Here is a 22,032-nt window from a genome sequence, read left to right as displayed (position 1 = left end):
GCGCGACCCGCCGTCGATGCCGACGGCGGGTCCTTCACCCATGCCCAGACAACGGGAGATCGACACCGTGACCACTTCGCTGCCCCTCACCGCCGCACAGGCCGGCGTCTGGTTCGCCCAGCAGATCGATGGCACGAATCCGATCTTCAACACCGGCGCCGGGGTCGTCATCGACGGGGTGCTCGACCTCGACGCGCTCGCCGAGGCCAGCCGGCGGCTGGTGACCGAGGCCGACGTCCTGCGGATCCGCGTCGAGCCGGCCCCGGGACCGGACGGCGGTGAACCCCGACAGGTGATCGACGACGCGATCCGGGGTGAACTCACCGTCGTCGACCTGCGGAACGAGGCGGATCCGGACGCCGCCGCCGACGCGTGGATCAACGCCGACCTCGCCACCCTGACCGACCTGCGGACCGGCCCGATCTTCCGGCACGCCCTGCTGAGGCTGAGCGACGACCGGCAGATCTGGTTCCAGACCTGCCACCACCTGGCGCTCGACGCGTACACGTTCGCGCTGCTCACCGGTCGCCTCGCCGAGCTCTACACGGCGCTGGTGGCCGGCCGGGAACCGGCCGCGAACCCGCTTCGGCCACTGCGCGACATGATCGAGGCCGACGCCACGTACCGGGCCTCGGCGGCGTTCGCGACCGACCGGGCGTTCTGGACCGAACGGTTCGCCGACCGCCCGGTGGTGACCGGGCTCGCGCCCGGCACGCCCACCACCGCCCACCGGTTCCACCGCGTCGAGCACCCGCTCGCCGAATCCGTAGCGTCCGGGCTGACCGGCACCGGCCAGCAGGTCCGGGCCACCTGGGTCGAGGCGCTGCTCGCCGCGGTCGCGGTCTACCTGCACCGGCTCACCGGAGCCCACGACGTGGTGCTCGGCCTGCCGGTGATGGGCCGGCTCGGCACGGCCACCGCCCGGGTTCCGGGCACCGCTGTCAACGTGCTGCCGCTGCGCGTCGCGGTGGACCCGCGGCAGAGCGTCGGTGAACTGCTCCGCACGGTAGCCGCCGAGCTGAGGGCGATCCGCCGGCACCAGCGCTACCGCGGCGAGGACATCCGCCGCGACCTCAAGCTGCTCGGCGGCGACCGGCGGCTGGTCGGCCCGTGGGTGAACATCAAGCCGTTCGGCGCCGAGCTGTCGTTCGGCGGCAACCCCGGCCGGCCGCTGTACCGGGCCGCCGGCCCGGTCGACGACCTCTCGATCACCATCGACGACCGGGGTGACGGCCGGCTCGCGCTGACCGTGGACGCCAACCCGGATCTCTACCCGGTGCCGGCGGTCCGCGAGCACGCCCGGCGGCTCGCCGAGTTCCTGCGGCACTTCGCCACCGCCGATCCGGCCGGCGCGGTGGGCGCGCTCGACGTGGTCGGCGCGGACGAGTGGGCACGGCTGCGCGCCGACGGGACCGGTCCGGCCGCCGCGCTGCCCGCTGCGACGCTGTCCTCGCTGGTCCGCGAGCAGGTGGCCCGTACCCCGGACCGGCCGGCGGTGACCGACGGCCGCTCGTCGCTGACGTACGCCGAGCTGGACGCCGCGACCGCGGAGCTGTCCCGGCTGCTGGCCGCGCGCGGCGCCCGACCCGGCACGGTCGTCGCGGTCTGCCTGCCCCGCTCCGTCACGTTGCTCGCCGCGCTGCTCGCGGTGGCCCGCACCGGCGCGGCCTACCTGCCGCTCGACCCGGACTTCCCGCCGGACCGGTTGGCGGTCATGATCGAGGACGCGGCACCGGTGCTGGTGCTCACCGACGGCGCGGCGGCGCTGCCCACGACGCTGCCGCTGGTCCACCCCGACGAGCGCGCCGACGCCCCGGTGCCGGACGTGCCCGGAAACCCCGACGCGCCGGCCTACGTGTTGTTCACCTCCGGGTCGACCGGACGCCCCAAGGGCGTGGTGGTGACCCAGCGCAACCTGGTGAACTTTCTGCTCGCCATGCGGGACGTCGTACCGCTCACCGCCGGTGACCGGCTGCTCTCGGTGACCACCGTCAGCTTCGACATCTCCGGGCTGGAGCTCTACCTGCCGCTGCTGCACGGCGCCCAGGTGGTGCTCGCGCCGAAGGAGACCGTGCAGGACGCGACGGTGCTCGGGGAACTCGTCGCCACCTCGGAAGCCACTGTGTTGCAGGCCACTCCGACGCTCTGGCGCGAGATCGCGGGTGTGCCGCTGCCCGGCGTCCGGGCCCTGGTCGGCGGCGAGGCGCTGCCCGCCGAGCTGGCGGCCCGGCTGCGGGCGAACACCGCCGGGGTGACCAACCTGTACGGCCCGACCGAGACCACCGTCTGGTCCACCGCCGCCGAGATCACCACCGACGGCACCCCGACGATCGGCCGGCCGATCCTCAACACCTCGGTCTACCTGCTCGACACCGCGCTGCGCCCGGTGCCCCGCGGCGTGGCCGGCGAGCTGTACATCGCCGGCGCCGGGGTGGCGCTGGGCTACCTCGGCCGTCCGGCACTGACCGCCGGTCGTTTCGTCGCCGACCCGTACGGGCCGCCCGGTACGCGCATGTACCGCACCGGCGACCTCGCCACTTGGCGGCCCGACGGCACCCTCGACGTGCTCGGCCGGGTGGACCACCAGGTCAAGTTGCGTGGTTTCCGGATCGAGCCGGGCGAGATCGAGGCCGCGCTGCTGGCCCACCCGGCGGTGTCCCGGGCCGCGGTCGTGCTGCGGGACGGGCGTCTCGTCGGCTACGTGGTCGGCGACGCCGACCCGCAGGAGCTGCGGGCCCTGGTCGGTGGCACGCTGCCCGACTACATGGTCCCGGCGGCGGTGCTGGCGCTCGACGAGCTGCCCACCACGCCCAACGGCAAGCTCGACCGCGACGCGCTGCCCGACCCGGTCTTCGAGGCCGCCGACGCCGGTGGGGCGCGCACCGCCGAGGAGGAGATCCTCGGCGGCATCGTCGCCGACGTGCTCGGGCTGGCCTCGGTCGGCCCCCGCGACGATTTCTTCGCCCTGGGCGGTCACTCGCTGCTCGCGGCCCGCGTGGTGGCCCGGTGCCGAACCCTGCTCGGCGCGGAGCTGACCATCCGGGACGTCTTCGACGCGCCGACCGTCGCCGCCCTGGCGACCCGGCTGCGCCGTGCCGCCGACCGGCCGCCGCTGGTCGCGCTCCCGCCGGTCGACCGTCCGCCGCTGTCCGCCGCGCAGCGCCGGATGTGGTTCCTGCACCGGCTCGACGGCAACGACCCCACCTACCACCTGCCGCTGGCGCTGACCCTGCGCGGCCCGCTGGACACCGCCGCACTGTCGCGCGCGGTGACCGCGGTCGTCGCCCGCCACGAGCCACTGCGCACGGTGTACGCGACCGACCCGGACGGCCGGCCCTACCCGGTCGTGCTTCCCCCGCCGCCGGTCGAGGTGTCCCGGGTGGACGACCTGGCCGCCGCGGTGCGCCGGCCCTTCGACCTGGCCACCGAGCTGCCGATCCGGGCACACCTGCACCGGGCGGGCGGCGACGAGCACGTCCTGCTGCTGGTGGTGCACCACATCGCCGCCGACGAGTGGTCGCTGACCCCGCTGCTGGCCGACCTGATGGCGGCGTACGCCGGGCAGGAGCTGCCGGCCCCGGCCGTGCGGTACGCCGACTACGCCCGCTGGCAGGCCGAGCTTTCTGTCACCGACCAGCTCGACTGGTGGCGGCGGACCCTGCGGGACCTGCCGGGACCGCTGCCGTTGCCGGTCGACCGGCCGCGACCGGCGAGTCCGTCCGCAGCCGGGGCCACAGTGAGCGTCACGCTGCCGGCCGGGCTGCCCGCGCGACTACGCACGCTCGCCCGCGCGACCGGCACGACGATGTTCATGCTGACCCACGCCGCGACCGCCGCGCTGCTGCACCGGCACGGCGCCGGCGACGACATCCCGCTCGGCACCCCGGTCGCCGGCCGGCCCGACGAGGCCCTGGACGACCTGGTAGGTCTGTTCGTCAACACCCTGGTGCTGCGCACCGACCTGTCCGGCGATCCGACCTTCGCCGAGCTGCTGGCCCGGGTGCGGCGCACCGACCTGGCCGCGCTGGCGCACGCCGACGTACCGTTCGACCAGGTGCTGGACGCCCTGGCCCCGGACCGCCGGCTGCTGTTCGACGTGCTGGTGTCCTACCAGCACGCGCTGCCCGCCGTCGGTGACTGGCCGGTGCGGTTCGTCGACACCGGCACGGCGAAGTTCGACCTCTCCGTCGACCTCGCCGAGCGGGGCGACGACCTCGTCGCCACCATCGAGTACCGGACCGAGCTGTTCGATCCGGACACCGTGCGGGCGGTGGGTGAACGGCTGGTGCGCCTGCTGGAGACCGTCGCCGCCGATCCGGATGTACCGGTCGCCGACCTGGACCTGCTCACCGCGGACGACCGCGCCGCGCTGCTCGTCGCCGGGCCCCCGGCGCTGCCGCCGGCCACCCTCGCCGCGCTGTTCGAGCGGCAGGTCGCCGCCACCCCGGACGCCCCCGCGATCGAGGCGCCGGACCGGCGGGTGCTGACCTACGCCGAGGTCAACGCGCGGGCCAACCGGCTCGCCCGGCGGCTGGTCGGCCACGGCGCCGGCCCGGAACGGCTGGTCGGTGTGCTGCTGCCGCGTGGCGTGGCGGCGACCGTCGCGTTGCTCGCCGTGCACAAGGCCGGCGCCGGTCACCTGCCGCTCGACCCGGCGTACCCGGACGCCCGGATCGAGCTGGTGATCGACGACGCCGCGCCGCTGCTGGTGCTGACGGATGCGACGCTCGCCGGACGGGTCACCGCGCCGACCCTGCTGATCGAGGACGCCGACGACACCTGGCCGGCGCACGACCTGACCCACGCCGAGCGTAGCGCGCCGCTGCGCCCGGACCACCCGGCGTACGTCATCTACACGTCCGGCTCCACCGGCCGGCCCAAGGGCGTCGTGGTGACCCACGCCGGCCTCGCCGACCTGGCCGCCTCGGTGGCCGAGACGTTCGGCGCCGGCCCCGGCAGCCGCGGTTCCCAGTTCGTGTCGCCCGGCTTCGACGTGGTCTACAGCGAGCTGGCCATGTCGCTGCTGTGCGGCGGCACCCTGGTGATCGTCCCGGACGAGCAGCGGGACCTCGGCGACTTCGTCACCTCGCGGGGGCTGACCCACGTCGACCTGCCCCCGGCCCTGCTCGCCGCGCTGCCCACCGACGCGCTGCCGGCCGACACCACAGTCGTCATCGGCGGTGAGGCGGCCTCGCCGCGGCTGGTCGAGCGCTGGTCGGCCGGGCGGGCGATGTTCAACGCCTACGGCCCGACCGAGACCACCGTCACCGCGACGACCTGGCGTGCCACCCCCGGCCCGGTGTCGATCGGGCGACCGGACCGCGGCCGCACGGCGTACGTGCTGGACCGGCGGCTGCGTCCGGTCCCGCCCGGGGTGCCGGGCGAGCTGTATCTGGGCGGCTCCGGCCTGGCCCGCGGCTATCTGGGCCGGGCGGCCCTGACCGCCGACCGGTTCGTCGCCGACCCGTTCGGCTCCCCCGGCGCCCGGATGTACCGCACCGGCGACGTGGTGCGCTGGGTGGGCGGGCGGCTGGAGTTCGCCGGGCGGGCCGACGACCAGGTGAAGATCCGAGGTTTCCGGATCGAGCTGGGCGAGGTGGAGGCCGCGCTCGCCGCGGTGCCGGGCGTTGCGCAGAGCGCGGCCCTGGTCCGCGAGGACACCCCCGGGGTACGCCGGCTCGTCGGCTACGTCACCGGCACCGACGTGACACCGGACCGGGTGCGGGCCACGCTGGCCGCGGCGCTGCCGGACCACCTGGTGCCGGCCGTGGTCGTGGTGCTCGACGACGGGCTGCCCCTGACGCCCAGCGGCAAGGTCGACCGGCGGTCCCTGCCCGCTCCGGCAGCGGCGGCCACCACGCCCGCCGGCCGGCCGGTGAACCCGGTCGAGGCGATCCTCTGCGGTCTCGTCGCCGACCTGCTCGGGCTCCCCGAGGTGGGGCCCGACGACGGCTTCTTCGCGCTGGGCGGGGACTCGATCGTCTCCATCCAGCTCGTCGCCAGGGCCCGCGCCGCCGGCTTGCGGATCACGCCGCGCCAGGTCTTCGACCACAAGACCCCGGCGGCCCTCGCCGCGGTCGCCGAGGTCGCGGTCGACGCGGTGGCGGACGCGGGTGCCGTCGGCGCGGTGCCGCTCACCCCGATCCTGGCCTGGGCCCGTGACCTCGGTGTCGGCCTGGCACGCTACAGCCAGGCGATGCTCGTGCACGCCCCGGCCGATCTGACCCGGCTGGAGGGCGCGGTCCAGGCGCTGCTGGACACCCACGACCTGCTGCGCGCCAGCTGGACCGGCACCGGGCTGGAGGTGCCCGCGCGGGGCGCGGTCGCCGCCGCCGCGCTGATCACCGAGTCCGACCTCGACCCGGCCGCCGCGCTGGCTGACGCGGTGCACCGGCTGGCCCCCCGCGACGGCGTGATGGCGCAGGTCGTCCGCCTGCCCGGCCGCCTGCTGCTGGTCGTTCATCACCTCGTGGTGGACGGCGTCTCCTGGCGCATTCTGCTCGACGACCTGGCCCGGGCCTGCGCGGGTGAGTCCCTGGCCCCGGCGACCACGTCGTTCCGCACCTGGGCCCGTGGCCTGCCGGCGGCAGCCGCCGCGCGGGCCGGGGAACTGGTGCACTGGCTGGCCGTCACCGACGGGCACCCGCAGCCGTCCTCGCCGCTGGATGTCGCCGGCAACCTGCGGGAGCTGACCGTCGAGATCGGGCCGGACGTCACCCGCGGGCTGCTCACCACGGTGCCCGAGGCCTACCGGGCGGGCGTGCCCGACGTGCTGCTCACCGGGCTCGCCCTGGCCGCCGGCCGGCCGCTGCTCGTCGGTCTGGAGGGGCACGGTCGGGAGGAACACGTCGTGCCGGGCGCCGACCTGAGCCGGACGGTGGGCTGGTTCACCACCGAGTACCCGGTCGCGGTCGACGCCGCCCGGCTGGACGGCGGGGCCGCCCTGAAGCGGGTCAAGGAGCAACTGCGTGCCGCGCCGGACCACGGGATCGGCTACGGCCTGCTGCGCCACCTCGACGGGGAGCTGGCCGGGCGGCGCGAGCCGGAGATCGTGGTCAACTACCTGGGCCGGTTCGACGGGTCGTCGGGGCAGCCGTTCTCCCCGGCGCCGGAGCTGCCCGCGCCCGCGGTCACCGTCGACGCGGACATCCCGGTCCGCCACCCGGTCACCGTCAACGCCGGCACCGCCGACACCCCGGACGGCCCGGTGCTGCGCCTGCGGGTGTCGTACCTGCCGCACCGGGCGCCGTCGGTCGCCGGCCTGGTCGAGCGGTGGGTCGCCGCGCTGGCCCGGCTGGTCCGTGACCCCGGTCCGGGCGGGCGTACCTCGTCCGACCTGCCGCTGCTGGACCTACGCCAGGACGAGGTGGCGGAGCTGGAGCGCCGGGTGCCGGACCTCGCCGACGCGTGGCCGCTGTCCCCGTTGCAGGCCGGCATCCACTTCCTGTCCTCGTACGCCCCCGACGGGGCCGACGTCTACCTGGTGCAGCAGCGGTTCGAGCTGGCCGGCCCGCTGGACGCCGGTCGGTTGCGGGCCGCCGTGGCGGCGCTGCTCGACCGGCACCCGAACCTGCGGATCGCCGTGCACGACCTCGGCCGAGGGCCGATCCAGGTGGTCCCGGCCACGGTCACCGTGCCGTGGACGGAGGTGGACCTGTCCGCCGGCGGGTCGCTGGACGACCTGCTCGCCGCCGACCGTACGCGGCGCTTCGACCTGACCGCCCCACCGCTGCTGCGGCTCACCCTGGTCCGCCTCGGCGCGGACCGACACGTGCTCGTCTTCACCCAGCACCACCTGCTGATGGACGGCTGGTCCGGGCCGCTGGCCGTCCGCGACCTGTTCACCTTCTACGCGGGCGGCAACCCGCCCGCGCCGCGCCCGTACAGCGACCATCTCGCCTGGCTGGCCCGGCGGGAACCGGCGGCGGCCGAGGCGGCCTGGCGCGCGGCGCTCGCCGGGGTGGACGAGCCCACGCTCGTCGCGCCGGACGCCACCGGCGCGGTGGTGCCGCAGGTCGCCGAGGCGTTCCTGCCGGTCGACGCGAACGCCCGGCTCACCGCTGTCACGCGGGCCCTCGGCGTCACCGTCAACACCGTCGTGCAGGCGGTGTGGGCGGTGCTGCTCGGGCAGCTCACCGGCCGCGACGACGTAGTCGCCGGCGCGACCGTCGCCGGCCGGCCGGCCGACCTGCCCGGCGCGGAGTCGATGGTGGGCCTGTTCATCAACACCATCCCGGTCCGGGTCCGACCCGCCCCGGCGGACACCTGGGCGTCGCTGCTCACCCGGCTCCAGGCGGAGCAGGCCGCGCTGCTGGAGCACCAGCACGTCGGCCTCACCGACCTGCACCGCCTCGCCGGACTGCCCCGGCTGTTCGACACCCTGACCGTCTTCGAGAGCTACCCGCTGGACCCCACCGAGCTGGCCGCCGGCAGTGGCCTCGCCGTCACGCCCGGCATCCCGCTGGACGCCACGCACTATCCGCTGAGCCTGGTCGCCATCCCCGAGCGGCTGCTGCGGTTGCGGCTGGAGTACCGGCCGGACCTCTACTCGGCGCGCGCCGCGGGTGAACTGCTCGACCGGGTGGTCCGGCTGCTGGAGGCGGTCGCGACGGATCCCGACCGGCGCCTGGCCACGGTCGGGGTGCTCTCCGCCGCCGAGGAGGCGGCGCTGGCCCGGTGGAACACCACCGCCCGGCCGGTGCCGGACGGTTCGGTGGTGGACGTGTTCCGCCGTCAGGTCGCGGCCACCCCGGACGCGCCCGCCCTCGTCTTCGACCGCACGACGCTTACCTTCGCGGAGCTGGCCGGCCGGGTCGACGCGCTCGCCGCCCGGCTCGTCGCATCCGGCGCCGGACCGGAACGTACGGTGGCAGTGCTCCTGCCCCGCTCGGCGGAGTCGGTGGTCGCCTGGCTCGCGGTGCTGGCCGCCGGCGCGGCGTATCTGCCCATCGACGTCGACCTGCCGGCCGGGCGGATCGACTTCATGCTGGCCGACGCCCGCCCGGCGGTGGTGCTGCGGGACACCGTGGCGCCGGACGCGCCGGCGCCGGCGGTCGTCGTCGATCCGCGTTCGGCGGCCTACGTGCTCTACACCTCCGGCTCCACCGGCCGGCCCAAGGGCGTCGTCGTGCCGCACGCCGCGGTGGCGAACTTCTACCACCACCACGCCCAGGTGATCTTCCCGGAGCTGTCCGGGGGTCGGCGGGTCCGGGCCGCCCTGACCGCCGCGCTGTCCTTCGACACCTCCTGGGAGGGTGTGCTCTGGCTGCTCGCCGGCCACGAGCTGCACGTCGTCGACGACGAGACCCGCCGCGACCCGCGACTGCTCAACGACTACGTGGCCAGCCACGGCATCGACTTCCTGGACGTCACCCCGTCGCTGGCGGACCGGCTCGTGGCCGAGGGCCTGCTGACCGATCCCCGGCACGTGCCGGCCTCGCTCGCACTGGGCGGCGAGGCGGCCGGCGCCGCGCTCTGGGCGGCGCTGCGCGCGTCACCCGTCCGGGCGATCAACCTGTACGGGCCGACCGAGTGCACGGTGGACACGCTGCTGGCCCGGCTGGCCGACAGTGGAACGCCGTCGGTGGGCCGCCCGATCGGCAACACTCGGGCGTACGTGCTCGACCACGCGCTGCGCCCGGTGCCGCCCGGCGTGGCCGGCGAGCTGTACCTGGCCGGCGCCCAGCTCGGCCGCGGTTACCTGAACCGTCCCGGACTGACCGCCGGGCGGTTCGTGGCCGATCCGTTCGGTGTGTCCGGTGCGGTCATGTACCGCACCGGTGACGTGGTGCGGTGGACCGCCGACGGCAGCCTCGACTACCTGGGGCGCGCCGACGACCAGGTGAAGATCCGTGGCTTCCGGATCGAGCTGGGGGAGATCGAAACCGTCCTGCGGGCCCACCCGGGCGTCGAGCAGGTCGTGGTGGTCGCGCGGGACGAGCCGAAGCGGCTGGTCGGGTACGTGGTGGGTCAGACGGCAGGGCTGCGTGAGCACGCCGCGGCGAGGCTGCCCGACTACATGGTGCCGGCCGCGTTCGTCGCGCTCGACGCGCTGCCCGTCACCACCGCGGGCAAGGTGGACCGGCGGGCGCTGCCCGAGCCCGACCGCACCGCCTTCCCGGTCACCGCCGCGCCGCGTACGCCGGTGGAGGAGGTGCTGTGCGGCCTCTACGCGGACCTGCTCGGGCTGCCCGCGGTCGGCGTACACGACGACTTCTTCCTCCTGGGCGGGCACTCGCTGCTGGCGACCAGCCTGGCCGCGCGGATCCGCGGGGCCCTCGGCGTAAGCGTGCGGATCCGGACCGTCTTCGAGGCGCCGACGGTGGCCGACCTGGCCCGGCGGCTCGCCGACGACGCGGGCGACGAGCGTCCGGCGCTGGCCGCCCGCGCGCACACCGACCGGCTACCGGTGTCGTTCGCCCAGCGTCGGCTCTGGTTCCACGACCGGATGCACGGGTCGAGCGCCACCTACAACGTGGCGTTCGCGTCCCGGCTGACCGGGCCGCTCGACGTGCCCGCGCTGGCCGCGGCGCTCGCCGACGTGGTGGCCCGGCACGAGAGCCTGCGTACCGTGTTCGCCGACGCCGACGGCCAGCCGTACGCCCGCCTGCTGGCGCCCGCCCCACCGCCGCTCCCGGTGGTGGACTGTGCCCCGGAGGCGGTCGGCAAGTTGCTGCGCGAGGCCGCCCGAGAGCCGTTCGACCTGGCCACCGGGCCGCTGCTGCGGGCCACCCTCTATCGCACCGGACCGGCCCAGGCGACGCTGCTGCTCCTGCTGCACCACATCGTCACCGACGAGTGGTCCGAAGGGCGGCTGATGATCGACCTCGGCACCGCCTACGCGGCTCGCCGGGCCGGCGGCGTACCGGCCTGGACCCCCCTGGAGGTCCAGTACGCCGACTACGCCGCCTGGCAGCGTGAACTGCTCGGCGACCCGGCCGACCCGGCCAGCCGCGCCGCCCGGCAGGCCGCCTACTGGCGCGACGCGCTGGCCGGCGCCCCGGAGGAGCTGGCGCTACCCACCGACCGGCCCCGCCCGCCGGTCCCGTCGCACACCGGCGGGATCGTGACCTTCGACGTGCCGGCCACGGTCCACCAGCGGCTGCGGCGGCTGGCCGGCGAGACCGGCGCGACCGCGTTCATGGTGGTCCAGGCGGCCACCGCGGTGCTGCTGAGCCGGCTCGGCGCCGGCGACGACATCCCGCTGGGCAGCCCGCTCGCCGGCCGGGACGCCGAGGCGCTCGACGACCTGGTCGGGTTCTTCGTCAACACGCTGGTGCTGCGGACCGACGTGTCCGGCGACCCGACCTTCCGAGAGCTGGTGGGCCGGGTACGGGCCGGCGACCTGGCCGCCTACGGCCACGCCGACCTGCCGTTCGAGCGTCTGGTGGAGGCGGTCAACCCGGAGCGCTCGGCCGCCCGCAACCCGCTCTTCCAGGTCATGCTCGCCTACCAGCACGTGCCGGCAGAGGTGCCGGGGCTGCCCGGCCTACGGGTCGACCCGGAGCCGGTCGACACCGGGGTGGCCCAGTTCGACCTGGGCATCGTGGTCACCGAGCGGCACGGCGCGGACGGCCTCACCGGCGTCGTCGAGTACGCCGCCGACCTCTACGACCGCTCCAGCGCCGAGGCGCTGGCCGCGCGTCTGGTCCGGGTGCTCGACGCGGTGACCGCCGCTCCGGACCGGCCGGTGGGCGCCGCCGAGCTGCTCACGCCGGCGGAGCGGCGGGAGGTGCTGGCGGCCGGGCGCGGTCGCGCCGCGCAGCACCCGCCGGGCACCCTGCCCGAGCTGTTCCAGGCGCAGGTGCGGCGCACCCCGGACGCGGTCGCGCTGATCGACGGCGCCACCCGCTACACGTACGCCGAGCTGGACGCCCGCGCCAACCGGGTCGCCCGGGCGTTGCGCGAGCGGGGGGCCGGCCCGGAGCGGATCGTGCTGGTGCGCCTGCCGCGCGGAGCGGACCTGGTGGTGGCCGAACTCGCCGTCGGCAAGGCCGGCGCGGCGTACCTTCCGGTAGAGCCGGGCCACCCGGCGGACCGGCTCGCCGCCATCGTCGCCGAGGCCCGACCGGTGCTCTCGGTGGACGGGCCGCTGCCGGAACACCCGGACGCCGCGCCGCTGGCCGACGGGCCGGGCCCGCTGCACCCGGCGTACGTCATCTACACGTCGGGCAGCACCGGGCGGCCCAAGGGCGTCGTGGTCCCGCACGCCGGCCTGGCCGCCCTGGCCGGCACGTTCCACCGCACCCTGCGGCTGGGCGTCGGCAGCCGGATGACGCAGTTCGCGTCGCCGGGCTTCGACGTCACAGTGGCCGAGCTGGTGGCCACCCTGACCGCCGGGGCCACCCTGGTCGTCGTACCGGAGGAGCAGCGACTCGGCGAGGCGTTCGCGGCCTTCGTCCGCGACCAGGGGATCACCCACTTCGCGCTGCCGCCGTCCGCGCTGGGCGCGGTGCCGGCCGGCGGCGTCCCGGCGCACGTCACTGTCGTCACCGGCGCCGACCGGTGCCCGCCCGAGCTGGTCGAGCGGTGGGCCGCGACCAACCCCATGATCAACGCGTACGGTCCGACCGAGACCACTGTCAACGCGACGTTCTGGCGGTGCGCGCCGGGACCGGTGCTGATCGGCCGGCCGGACCACGACCGGGTCGCCTACGTGCTGGATCATCGGCTGCGTCCGGTGCCGCCGGGCGTGCCCGGCGAGTTGTACCTCGGCGGCGCCGGCCTGGCCCGCGGCTACCTCGCGCAGCCGGCGCTGACCGCCCAGCGCTTCGTCGCGGACCCCTTCGGCCCGCCCGGCGCCCGGATGTACCGCACCGGCGACGTCGTGCGCTGGTTGGACGGGCAGCTCGAATTCCTCGGCCGGGCCGACGACCAGGTGAAGATCCGCGGCTTCCGGATCGAGTTGGGCGAGGTGGAGAGCGCCGTCCGGGCGCTGCCGGGGGTGCGGCGGGCGGCGGTCGTCGCGCGGGACGGCCGCCTGGTGGCCTACGTGGTCGGTGCCGCCACCGAGGCGGACCTGCGCCGCGGCACGGCCGACGCGGTGCCGGACTACATGGTCCCCGCCGCGTTCGTGCCGCTCGACGAGATGCCGCTGAACGCCGCCGGGAAGGTGGACGTGCGGCGGCTGCCCGCACCGACGTTCACGGCCGGCGACTCCGGTGCCGCCACGAGCCCGGCCGAACGGCGGATGCGTGAGCTGTTCGCCGAGGTTCTCGGGCTGAGCGAGGTGGGTGGCGCGGACAGCTTCTTCGCGCTCGGCGGCGACTCCATCGTCTCCATCCAACTCGTCGCCAGGGCCCGCGCCGCCGGTCTGCGGATCAGCCCCCGGCAGGTGTTCGAGGCGAAGACCCCGGCCGCGCTCGCGGCGTTGGCGGACGCGGACGGGACGGTCACCGAGGCGCCCGACGCGGCGCTCGGCGACGTGCCGGTCACCCCGATCGTCGGCTGGCTCCGCGACCAGGGCGCGCCGATCGACCGGTTCCACCAGTCCATGCTGCTGCGGGTGCCGGCCGAGGTGACCACCGCGGACCTGACGGTGGCGTTGCAGGCCGTGCTGGACCGGCACGACATGCTGCGGGCCCGGTGGACCGGCAGCGGTCTGCACGTGCCGCCGGTGGGCGCGGTCGACGCCGCCGCGCTGATCCACCCCGCCGGAGGGGATCTGCGCGCCGCGTACGCGGCGGCGGTGCGCCGACTCGACCCGGCGGGTGGGGTGATGGTGCAGGCCGTGCCGGCTCCCGGCCGGCTGCTGCTGGTGGCGCACCACCTCGTCGTGGACGGGGTGTCCTGGCGGATCATCGGACCGGACCTGCGCGACGCGTGGGAGGCCGTGGTCGCCGGCAAGCGGCCCGACCTGGCGCCCACCGGCACCTCGTTCCGGCGGTGGAGCACCGGCCTGCGGGCCGCCGCGTTCACGCGTGGCCCGGAGATGGCGTTCTGGCGGCGGACGGTCGCCGGGCTCACCCCGCGCACCTGGCATGGCGAGCCGCGCGAGATCGTTCGCGTGCTGCCCCCGGAGCGCGCCGCCCCGCTGCTGACCACGGTGCCCGCGGCGGTGCACGGCACCGCGCAGGACGTGCTGCTCACCGCGCTGGCCCGAGTGCTGGGCGGGCCGGACGGCGCGCTCGCCGTCGAGCTTGAGGGGCACGGCCGCGAGGAACAGGTGGTTCCCGGCGCCGACCTGTCCCGCACCGTCGGCTGGTTCACCACCACCTTCCCGGTCCGGCTCGGCGGCGATCTCAAGCAGGTCAAGGAGCAACTGCGCGCGGTGCCCGACAACGGCATCGGGTTCGGTCTGCTGCGCGACCGGCTGGGTGACGCCAGACCGCAGGTGCTCTTCAACTACCTCGGCCGGTTCACCACTGACGAGGGCCCGTGGTCGCCGGACCCGACGGACCTGGGGTCCGTGCCCGACGGGCTGCCCCGTGCCCACGGCCTCGAGGTCACCGTCACCACGCTCGACGGCGTGGCCGGTCCGTCGTTGGAGGTGCGCTGGTCCTGGCCGTCGGACGCGCACACCGAGCACACCGTCGCGGGCTGGGCGGACGACTACCTCACCGCGCTGGCCGCGTTGGCCGCGGGTGACACGACGGGCGGGCTCACCCCGTCCGACCTGCTGGTGCAGTTGAGCCAGGACGAGATCGACGACTTCGAGGACGGGTGGGAGACCCTGTGAGCAAGCCGCCTGGACTGCAGGACATCCTGCCGCTGTCCCCGCTGCAGGAGGGTTTCTACTTCCTGTCCTCCTACGCCGGGCAGGACGCCGACGTCTACACCGTGCAGCAGGTGCTGGAGTTGTCCGGGCCGGTCGACGCCGACCGGCTGCGGGCCGCCGCCGCCACGCTGCTGGAGCGGTACCCCAACCTGCGGGCCGCGTTCCGTCCGCGCCGAAGCGGTGAGCCGGTGCAACTCGTCCCGGCCCGGGTGGAGACGCCCTGGTCGGTGGTGGATCTGCGGGGGACCGGCGCGGAGGCGGTCGAGGCGGCGCTGACCCGGCTGCTCGACCAGGAGCGGGCTCGCCGGTTCGATCTCGGCCGGCCGCCGCTGCTGCGCTGGGTGCTGGTCCGGCTCGCCGAGGACCGCCACCGGCTGCTGCTGACGGCCCACCACATCCTGTTCGACGGCTGGTCCGGCCCGCTCCTGGTGCGTGACCTGCTCCGGATCTACGCCGGCGAGCCGTTGCCGCCGGCCCCGCAATACCGGGACTACCTCGCGTGGCTGGCCGGGCAGGACACCGGCGCCTCCCGTTCGGCGTGGGCGGCGTACCTGGAGGGGGTGGGGGAACCGACAGTGCTCGGCCGGGTGGACCCGCACCGGCGGGCCGTCGTTCCCGTCGAGACCTCGACGACGGTTCCGGCGGGCGCGCTCCTCGCGTTCGTCCGCAACCACGGCGTCACCCTGAACACGGTCGTGCAGACCCTGTGGGGGATCCTCCTGGGCCGGCTCACCGGTCGGGACGACGTGCTCTTCGGTGCCACCGTGTCCGGCCGGCCGGCGGCGCTGCCGGGCGCCGAGGAGATGGTCGGCCTGTTCATCAACACCCTGCCGGTACGGGTCCGGCTCGCCCCCTCGGACACGCTGCTCGACGTGCTGCGTCGGGTGCAGGCCGAGCAGGCCGGCCTCCTCGACCACCAGCACCTGGGCCTGACGGAGATCCAGCGGCAGGCCGCCGCCGGGCCACTGTTCGACACCCTGGTGGTGTTCGAGAGCTATCCGGTGGACGCGGGCGGGCTGGCCGCCTCACAGGACGCGGCGGGCCTGCGGGTCACCGGGGTCACCGGCCGCGACGCCACGCACTATCCGGCGACGCTGACCGTCGTGCCCGACGCGGAGTCGGTGACGTTCAGCCTCGACCACCGGCCGGACGAGTTCCCCGCGACGTGGGCGGCCGAGGTGCTGGGGCGCCTGACCGACCTGCTCGCGATCATGCTCGCCGACCCGGCGGCGACGCTCGCCTCGGTGCCGATCGGCCCGGCCGAGACGCTGGTGGGGGAGATCGCCGCCGGGCCGCCCGAGTCTGTGGTGGACGTCTTCCGGCGGCAGGCGGCGGCCACCCCCGAAGCGGTGGCGCTGGTCGCCGGCGACCAGGCGCTCAGCTTCGCCGGGCTCGCGGCCCGGGTGGACGCGCTCGCGACGCGGTTGCTCGCCGAGGGGGCCGGACCGGAGCGGGTGGTCGCGGTGGCGCTGCCACGGTCGGTGGACGCGCTGGTCGCGTGGCTGGCGGTGCTCGCCGCCGGCGCGGTCTACCTGCCGATCGACGCCGACCTGCCGGCCGAGCGGGTCGACTTCATGGTGGCCGACGCCGGCGCGGTGCTCGTGCTGCGGGACGCCGGGGCACCGGCCATGCCGGCGCCGTCGGTCGCCGTCGATCCGCGCTCGGCGGCCTACGTGCTCTACACCTCCGGTTCCACCGGCCGGCCCAAGGGCGTCGTGGTCGCCCACGACAGCCTGGCCAACCTCTACGCGAGCCAGCGGTCGCTCTTCCCGGCCGAGCGGCGGCTCCGGGTCGCGCTGACCGCCGCGCTGTGGGTCGACACCGCTGTCGAGGGGCTGCTCTGGCTGGTCGCCGGGCACGAGCTGCACCTGGTCGACGACGAGACCCGGCACGATCCGGCGCTGCTGGCCCGCTACGTCGCAGCGCGCGGCATCGACTACGTGGACGTCACACCGTCCTTCGCCGAGGCGCTGCTGCCCCAACTCACCACCGCGCCGCGGTACCTGGTGGTCGGCGGCGAGGCGACCGGGCCGGCGCTGTGGACCGCGTTGCGGGGCTGCGGCAGCACCGTGCTCAATCTGTACGGCCCCACCGAGTGCACCGTGGACACCCTGGTGGCGGACGTCGCCGACAGCGTCACCCCGCTGGTCGGCCGCCCGATCCGCAACACCCGCGGGTACGTCCTCGACCGGGCGCTGAGGCCGGTGCCGGCCGGTGTCGCGGGTGAGCTGTACCTGGCCGGCGTGCCGGTCGCCCGGGGCTACCTGGGTCGGGCCGGACTCACCGCTGCCCGGTTCGTGGCCGATCCGTTCGGTCCGGCCGGGTCCCGGATGTACCGCACCGGCGATGTGGTGCGCCGGACCGCCGACGGGCGCGTCGAGTTCGTCGGCCGGGCGGACGACCAGGTGAAGATCCGGGGCTTCCGGATCGAGTTGGGCGAGGTGCGGGCGGCGGTCGAGGCCGCGCCCGGGGTGCGGCAGGCGGTCGTGGTGGTCCGCGAGGACGGGGCGCGGCGGCTCGTCGCGTACCTGACCGGGGCGGGGTCGCTGGACGCGGTCCGCGCGCACGTCGCGGCCTCGCTGCCGGAGCACATGACGCCGGCCGCGTACGTCCGGCTCGACGCGCTGCCGCTGACCCCGGCCGGCAAGGTGGACCGCCGGGCGTTGCCCGCTCCGGAGGTCGCCGTCGGCGCGACCCGCGCCCGCAACCCGGTGGAGGAGACGCTCGCCGGGCTGTTCGCCCAGGTGCTGGGGCTGCCCAGGGTCGGTGTCGAGGACAGCTTCTTCGCGCTCGGCGGGGACAGCATCCTCAGCCTGCAACTGGTCGCCCGGGCCCGCGCCGCCGGATTGCGGATCACGCCGCGGCAGGTGTTCGAGGAGCGCACTGTCGCCGGCGTCGCCGCCGTCGCGGAGGCGGCGACCGAGCCGCCGCGTCCCGGTGTGCCGGCGACCGGTCCGGTTCCGCTCACCCCGGCCGTCGCCCGTCTCGCCGAGCAGGGGGTGCCGGCCCGGTTCAGCCAGTCCATGGTGTGGCACACCCCGGCCGCGCTGACCCGCCCAACCCTGGTTGCCATCCTGCGCGCGCTGGCCGACACGCACGACCTGCTGCGGGCGCGCTGGACCGGCACCCACCTGGACGTGCCACCGCCCGGCGGCGCGCCCCGGCTGACGGTGCTGCCCGGCGGCGCCGACGTCGCCGCCGCGCGCGCGGCGGCCGTGGCTCGGCTCGACCCGTTGGCCGGCGCGATGGCGGAGGCGGTCTGGTTCGACGGTGGTCGGGACACGCCGGGCCGGTTGCTCCTGGTCGCGCACCACCTGGTCGTCGACGGGGTGTCGTGGCGGGTCCTCGGCGACGATCTGTCTGCGGCGTGGTCGGCCGTGGCCGAAGGTCGCGACGTGGCGCTGCCGGCGGTGCCGACCTCGTTCCGGGCCTGGGCGACCGGTCTGGCCACCGTGGACCGGACCGCCGAGACGGGCCACTGGTCGGCGGTGCTGGCCGGCGCGGAGCCGCCCCTGGGCGCGCGGGCCGTCGATCCCGCCCGGGACACCGTGGGCGGCAGTCGGGCGGTAACCGTGTCGCTGCCGCCGGAGCGTACCCGGGCACTGCTCACCACCGTCGCCGAGGCGTTCCGGGCCGGGGTGCACGAGGTGCTGCTCGCGGGGCTCGCCGTGGTGCTGGCACCGCGCACGGGTGGCCGGATCCGGGTGCAGTTGGAGGGCCACGGCCGGCACGCCGAGGTGGTGCCGGGCGCCGACCTGTCCCGCACGGTCGGCTGGTTCACCACCGAGTACCCGGTCCGGCTCGAGCCCGGTGACGGGGCCGCGACCGCGCTCAAGCGGGTCAAGGACCAGCTGCGGGCCGTGCCGAGCGACGGGCTCGGATACGGGGTGCTGGGCCTGCCGGCCGTCTCGGCGCAGGTGCTGTTCAACTACCTGGGCCGCTTCGACGGCGACGCCGACCACGGCGACTGGACGCCGGTCGACGGGCTCGGTGGCGACGCCGACCCGTCGACCCCGATGACCCACGCGCTGGAGGTCAACGTCTCAGTGACCGGTGACCGGCTCACCGCGCACCTGGCCTACCCGGCCGGCGTGCTCACCGAGGCCGAGGTGCGGGAGACGGCCGCGCGATGGTTCGCCGTGCTGGAGTCGCTGGAGCGTGCGCCCGGCGGGCGGAGCACCGCCGACCTGCCGCTGCTCGACGTTACCCAGGACGATGTGGAGGACCTGGAGCGGCGCTTTCCCGACCTGGTCGACGCCTGGTCGCTGGCGCCGTTGCAACGGGGCCTGTACTTCCTCTCCTCGTACGACGAGGCGGCCGGTGACGTCTATACCGTGCAGCAGGTGCTCGACCTGACCGGCCCGCTTGACGTCGGCCGGCTGCGGGCGGCGGCGGCCGACCTGTTCGACAGGCATCCCAACCTGCGGGCCGGCTTCGTCACCACCCGGTCCGGCGTGGCGGTGCAGGTCGTCCCGGCGACTGTGGAGCTGCCCTGGCGGGAGGTCGACCTGTCGGACGCCGCCGACCCGGAGGCGGCGACCGCCGAGGTGCGGGCCGCCGAGCGCGGGCACTTCGACCTGTCCCGGCCGCCGTTGCTGCGCTGGACGCTGGCCCGCCTCGGTCCGGACCGGCACCGCCTGATCAGCACCGAGCATCACATCCTGCTGGACGGCTGGTCCGGTCCGCTTGTCGTACGCGACCTGCTGGCCCGCTACGCGGGCGGGGACGTCGCGCCGCCGCGGCCGTACCGGGCGCATCTGGAGTGGCTGGCCACCCGGGACACCGCGGCGGCCGAGCGGGCCTGGCGGGACGCGCTGGCCGGGATCACCGACGCGAGCCGGGTGGTGCCGCCGGACGCGGGCCGGCCCGCCGAGCCGGGATACCTCGACGCGGACCTTCCCGACGACCTGCGTCGCCGCCTCGCCGCGCTGTGCCGCACGTACGAGGTCACGTTGAACACCGTCGTGCAGGCCGCCTGGGGCATGCTGCTGGGTGGGCTGACCGGCCGCGACGACGTCGTGTTCGGCGCCACCGTCTCCGGCCGCGAGTCCGGCCTGGACGGCGTCGAGGACATGATCGGGCTGTTCATCACCACCGTGCCGGTGCGCGTGCGGCTGCGTGCCGGCGAGCCGTGGTCCGCGCTGCTGCGCCGGCTCCAGGCCGAGCAGTCCCGGTTGCTGGACCATCACCACCTCGGCCTGGCCGAGATCCAGCGGGCGCACGGGCGGGGCGAGCTGTTCGACACCCTCACCGTCTTCGAGAGCTATCCGGTGGACGCCGCCGCGCTCGCCGCCGGCGAGGCGTCGGCCGGCCTGAAGATCGACGGGGTACGCCAGCACGACGCCACCCACTACCCGCTGACGTTGGTGGCCGGGGACGAGGGCGGGCTGGCGATCAACCTGGAGTACCGCCGGGACCTGTTCACCGCCGAGGCGGCGGGTACCCTGCTCGACCGGCTGACCGGGATCCTCACGACGCTGATCGTCGATCCGGACCGGCCGGTCGGCCGCACCGACGTGGTGGCCCCCGCCGAGCGGGAGCGGATGCTGGTGGCCTGGAACGCCGATCGCACCCCGGTCGACCAGATCACGCTGCCCGCGGTGCTGAACGGCTGGGCGGCGCGGACCCCGGACGCCCCGGCGCTGACCGTTCGCGACGAGACGCTGGACTACGCGTCCTTCGCGGCTCGCGCCAACCGGCTGGCCCGGCTCCTGGTCGAGCGGGGAGCGGCACCGGAACGCCGGGTCGCGCTGCTGCTGCCGCGTAGCGTCGACATCGTGGTGGCGATCTGGGGCGTGCTCGCCTCCGGCGCGGCGTACGTGCCGATCGATCCGGACTATCCGGCGGACCGGATCGCGTTGATGCTCGACGACGCCGATCCGGTGCTGGTGCTCACCGACACCGCCCACGCCGGCCTGCTGCCGGCCGGCCGGCAGCGGCTCCTGCTGGACGACGACCCGGCGGCGGGCCACGACGGCGCGCCGGTCGAGACGACGCTCACCCCGGACAACGCCGCCTACGTCATCTACACCTCGGGCAGCACGGGCCGGCCCAAGGGGGTGGTGGTGCCGCACCGCACCGTGGTCAACCTGTTCGCCAACCACGACCGCGACGTGCTCGCTCCGGCCGGCCCTGGTCGGCTGCGGATCGGCCACAACTGGTCGTTCGCCTTCGACGCCTCCTGGCAGCCGATGCTGGGCCTGCTCGGCGGCCACCACCTCGACCTGGTGACCGAGGAGATCCGCCGGGATCCGGCGGCGCTGGTGTCGTTCGTCCGGGACCGGGGGATCGACTTCATCGAGGTGGCGCCGTCGCACCTGGAGCAGTTGCTCGCCGCCGGGCTGGCCGAGGGCGGCCGGACCGGGCTGCGGGTGCTCGGTGTCGGCGGCGAGGCGATCCCGCAGCCGCTCTGGGAGAAGATGCAGCACCTGCCGGGCACGGCCGCCTTCAACTTCTACGGTCCCACCGAGTGCACAGTCGACGCGGTGGTGGCCGACGTCCGCGCCTCGGCCCGCCCGCTGATCGGCCGCGGCGTCACCAACAGCAGCCTCTACGTGCTCGACCGGTGGCTGCGCCCGGTGCCCCCGGGGGTCGACGGCGAGTTGTACATCGCCGGCGCGCAGGTGGCCCGCGGCTACCACGGCCGGCCTGGACTGTCCGCGGGTCGGTTCGTGGCCGATCCGTTCGGCGCCCCCGGCACGCGGATGTACCGCACGGGCGACGTCGTGCGGTGGACGTCCGACGGTCGGATCGACTTCGTGGGGCGTACCGACAACCAGGTCAAGATCCGCGGCTTCCGGATCGAGCTGGGGGAGATCGAGGAGGCGCTGGCCGCCCATCCGGCCGTCCGGCAGGCCGCGCTCGACGTGCGGGACGACTCCGGCACGCGCCGGCTGGTCGGCTACGTCGTCGCCCCGGCCGACGTGACCGCCGGGGACCTGCGGGCCTTCCTCGCCACCCGGCTGCCCGCGCACCTGGTGCCGGCCGCCTTCGTGGTGCTCGACCGCCTACCGGTCACCGTCAACGGCAAGATCGACCGGGCGGCACTCCCGGCTCCGGTGATCGAGGGCGCCGGGCGGGCGCCGCGGACCGGCACCGAGCGGGTGCTGTGCGAGGTCGCCGGCGAGGTGCTGGGGGTGTCCGGCGTCGGTGCCGACGACGACCTGTTCGACCTGGGGGCGGACAGCATCTCGGCGATGCGGCTCGTCGCGGCGGCACGCGCGCGTGGCGTGGCGCTGCGGACCCGGGACCTGTTCGCGGGGCGCACGGTGGAGGCGGTGTCCCGGCTCGCCGACGATCAGGTTAGGCTCGCCTAA

At 75.6% G+C, this 22,032-nt stretch carries 2 protein-coding genes; both read left to right on the top strand.

Annotated features, from left to right (window positions below):
* Positions 1–40: 40 nt before the first annotated feature.
* On the top strand, positions 41–14,677 hold the full coding sequence (locus ACIA5A_RS18935) for an amino acid adenylation domain-containing protein (protein WP_396763637.1): 14,637 nt from the start codon (positions 41–43) through the stop codon (positions 14,675–14,677).
* Positions 14,674–22,032 carry an amino acid adenylation domain-containing protein gene (locus ACIA5A_RS18930; protein WP_396763634.1) on the top strand — a complete coding sequence of 2,453 codons (7,359 nt, stop codon included), beginning with the start codon at positions 14,674–14,676 and terminating at the stop codon, positions 22,030–22,032. The genes ACIA5A_RS18935 and ACIA5A_RS18930 overlap by 4 nt, the downstream gene beginning before the upstream one ends.

Source organism: Micromonospora sp. NPDC051300 (genome assembly GCF_044455315.1).
In the GTDB taxonomy this organism is placed as follows: domain Bacteria; phylum Actinomycetota; class Actinomycetes; order Mycobacteriales; family Micromonosporaceae; genus Micromonospora; species Micromonospora robiginosa.
Note: the sequence above shows the minus strand (reverse complement) of the source record. Positions and strands in the feature narration are given on the sequence as shown.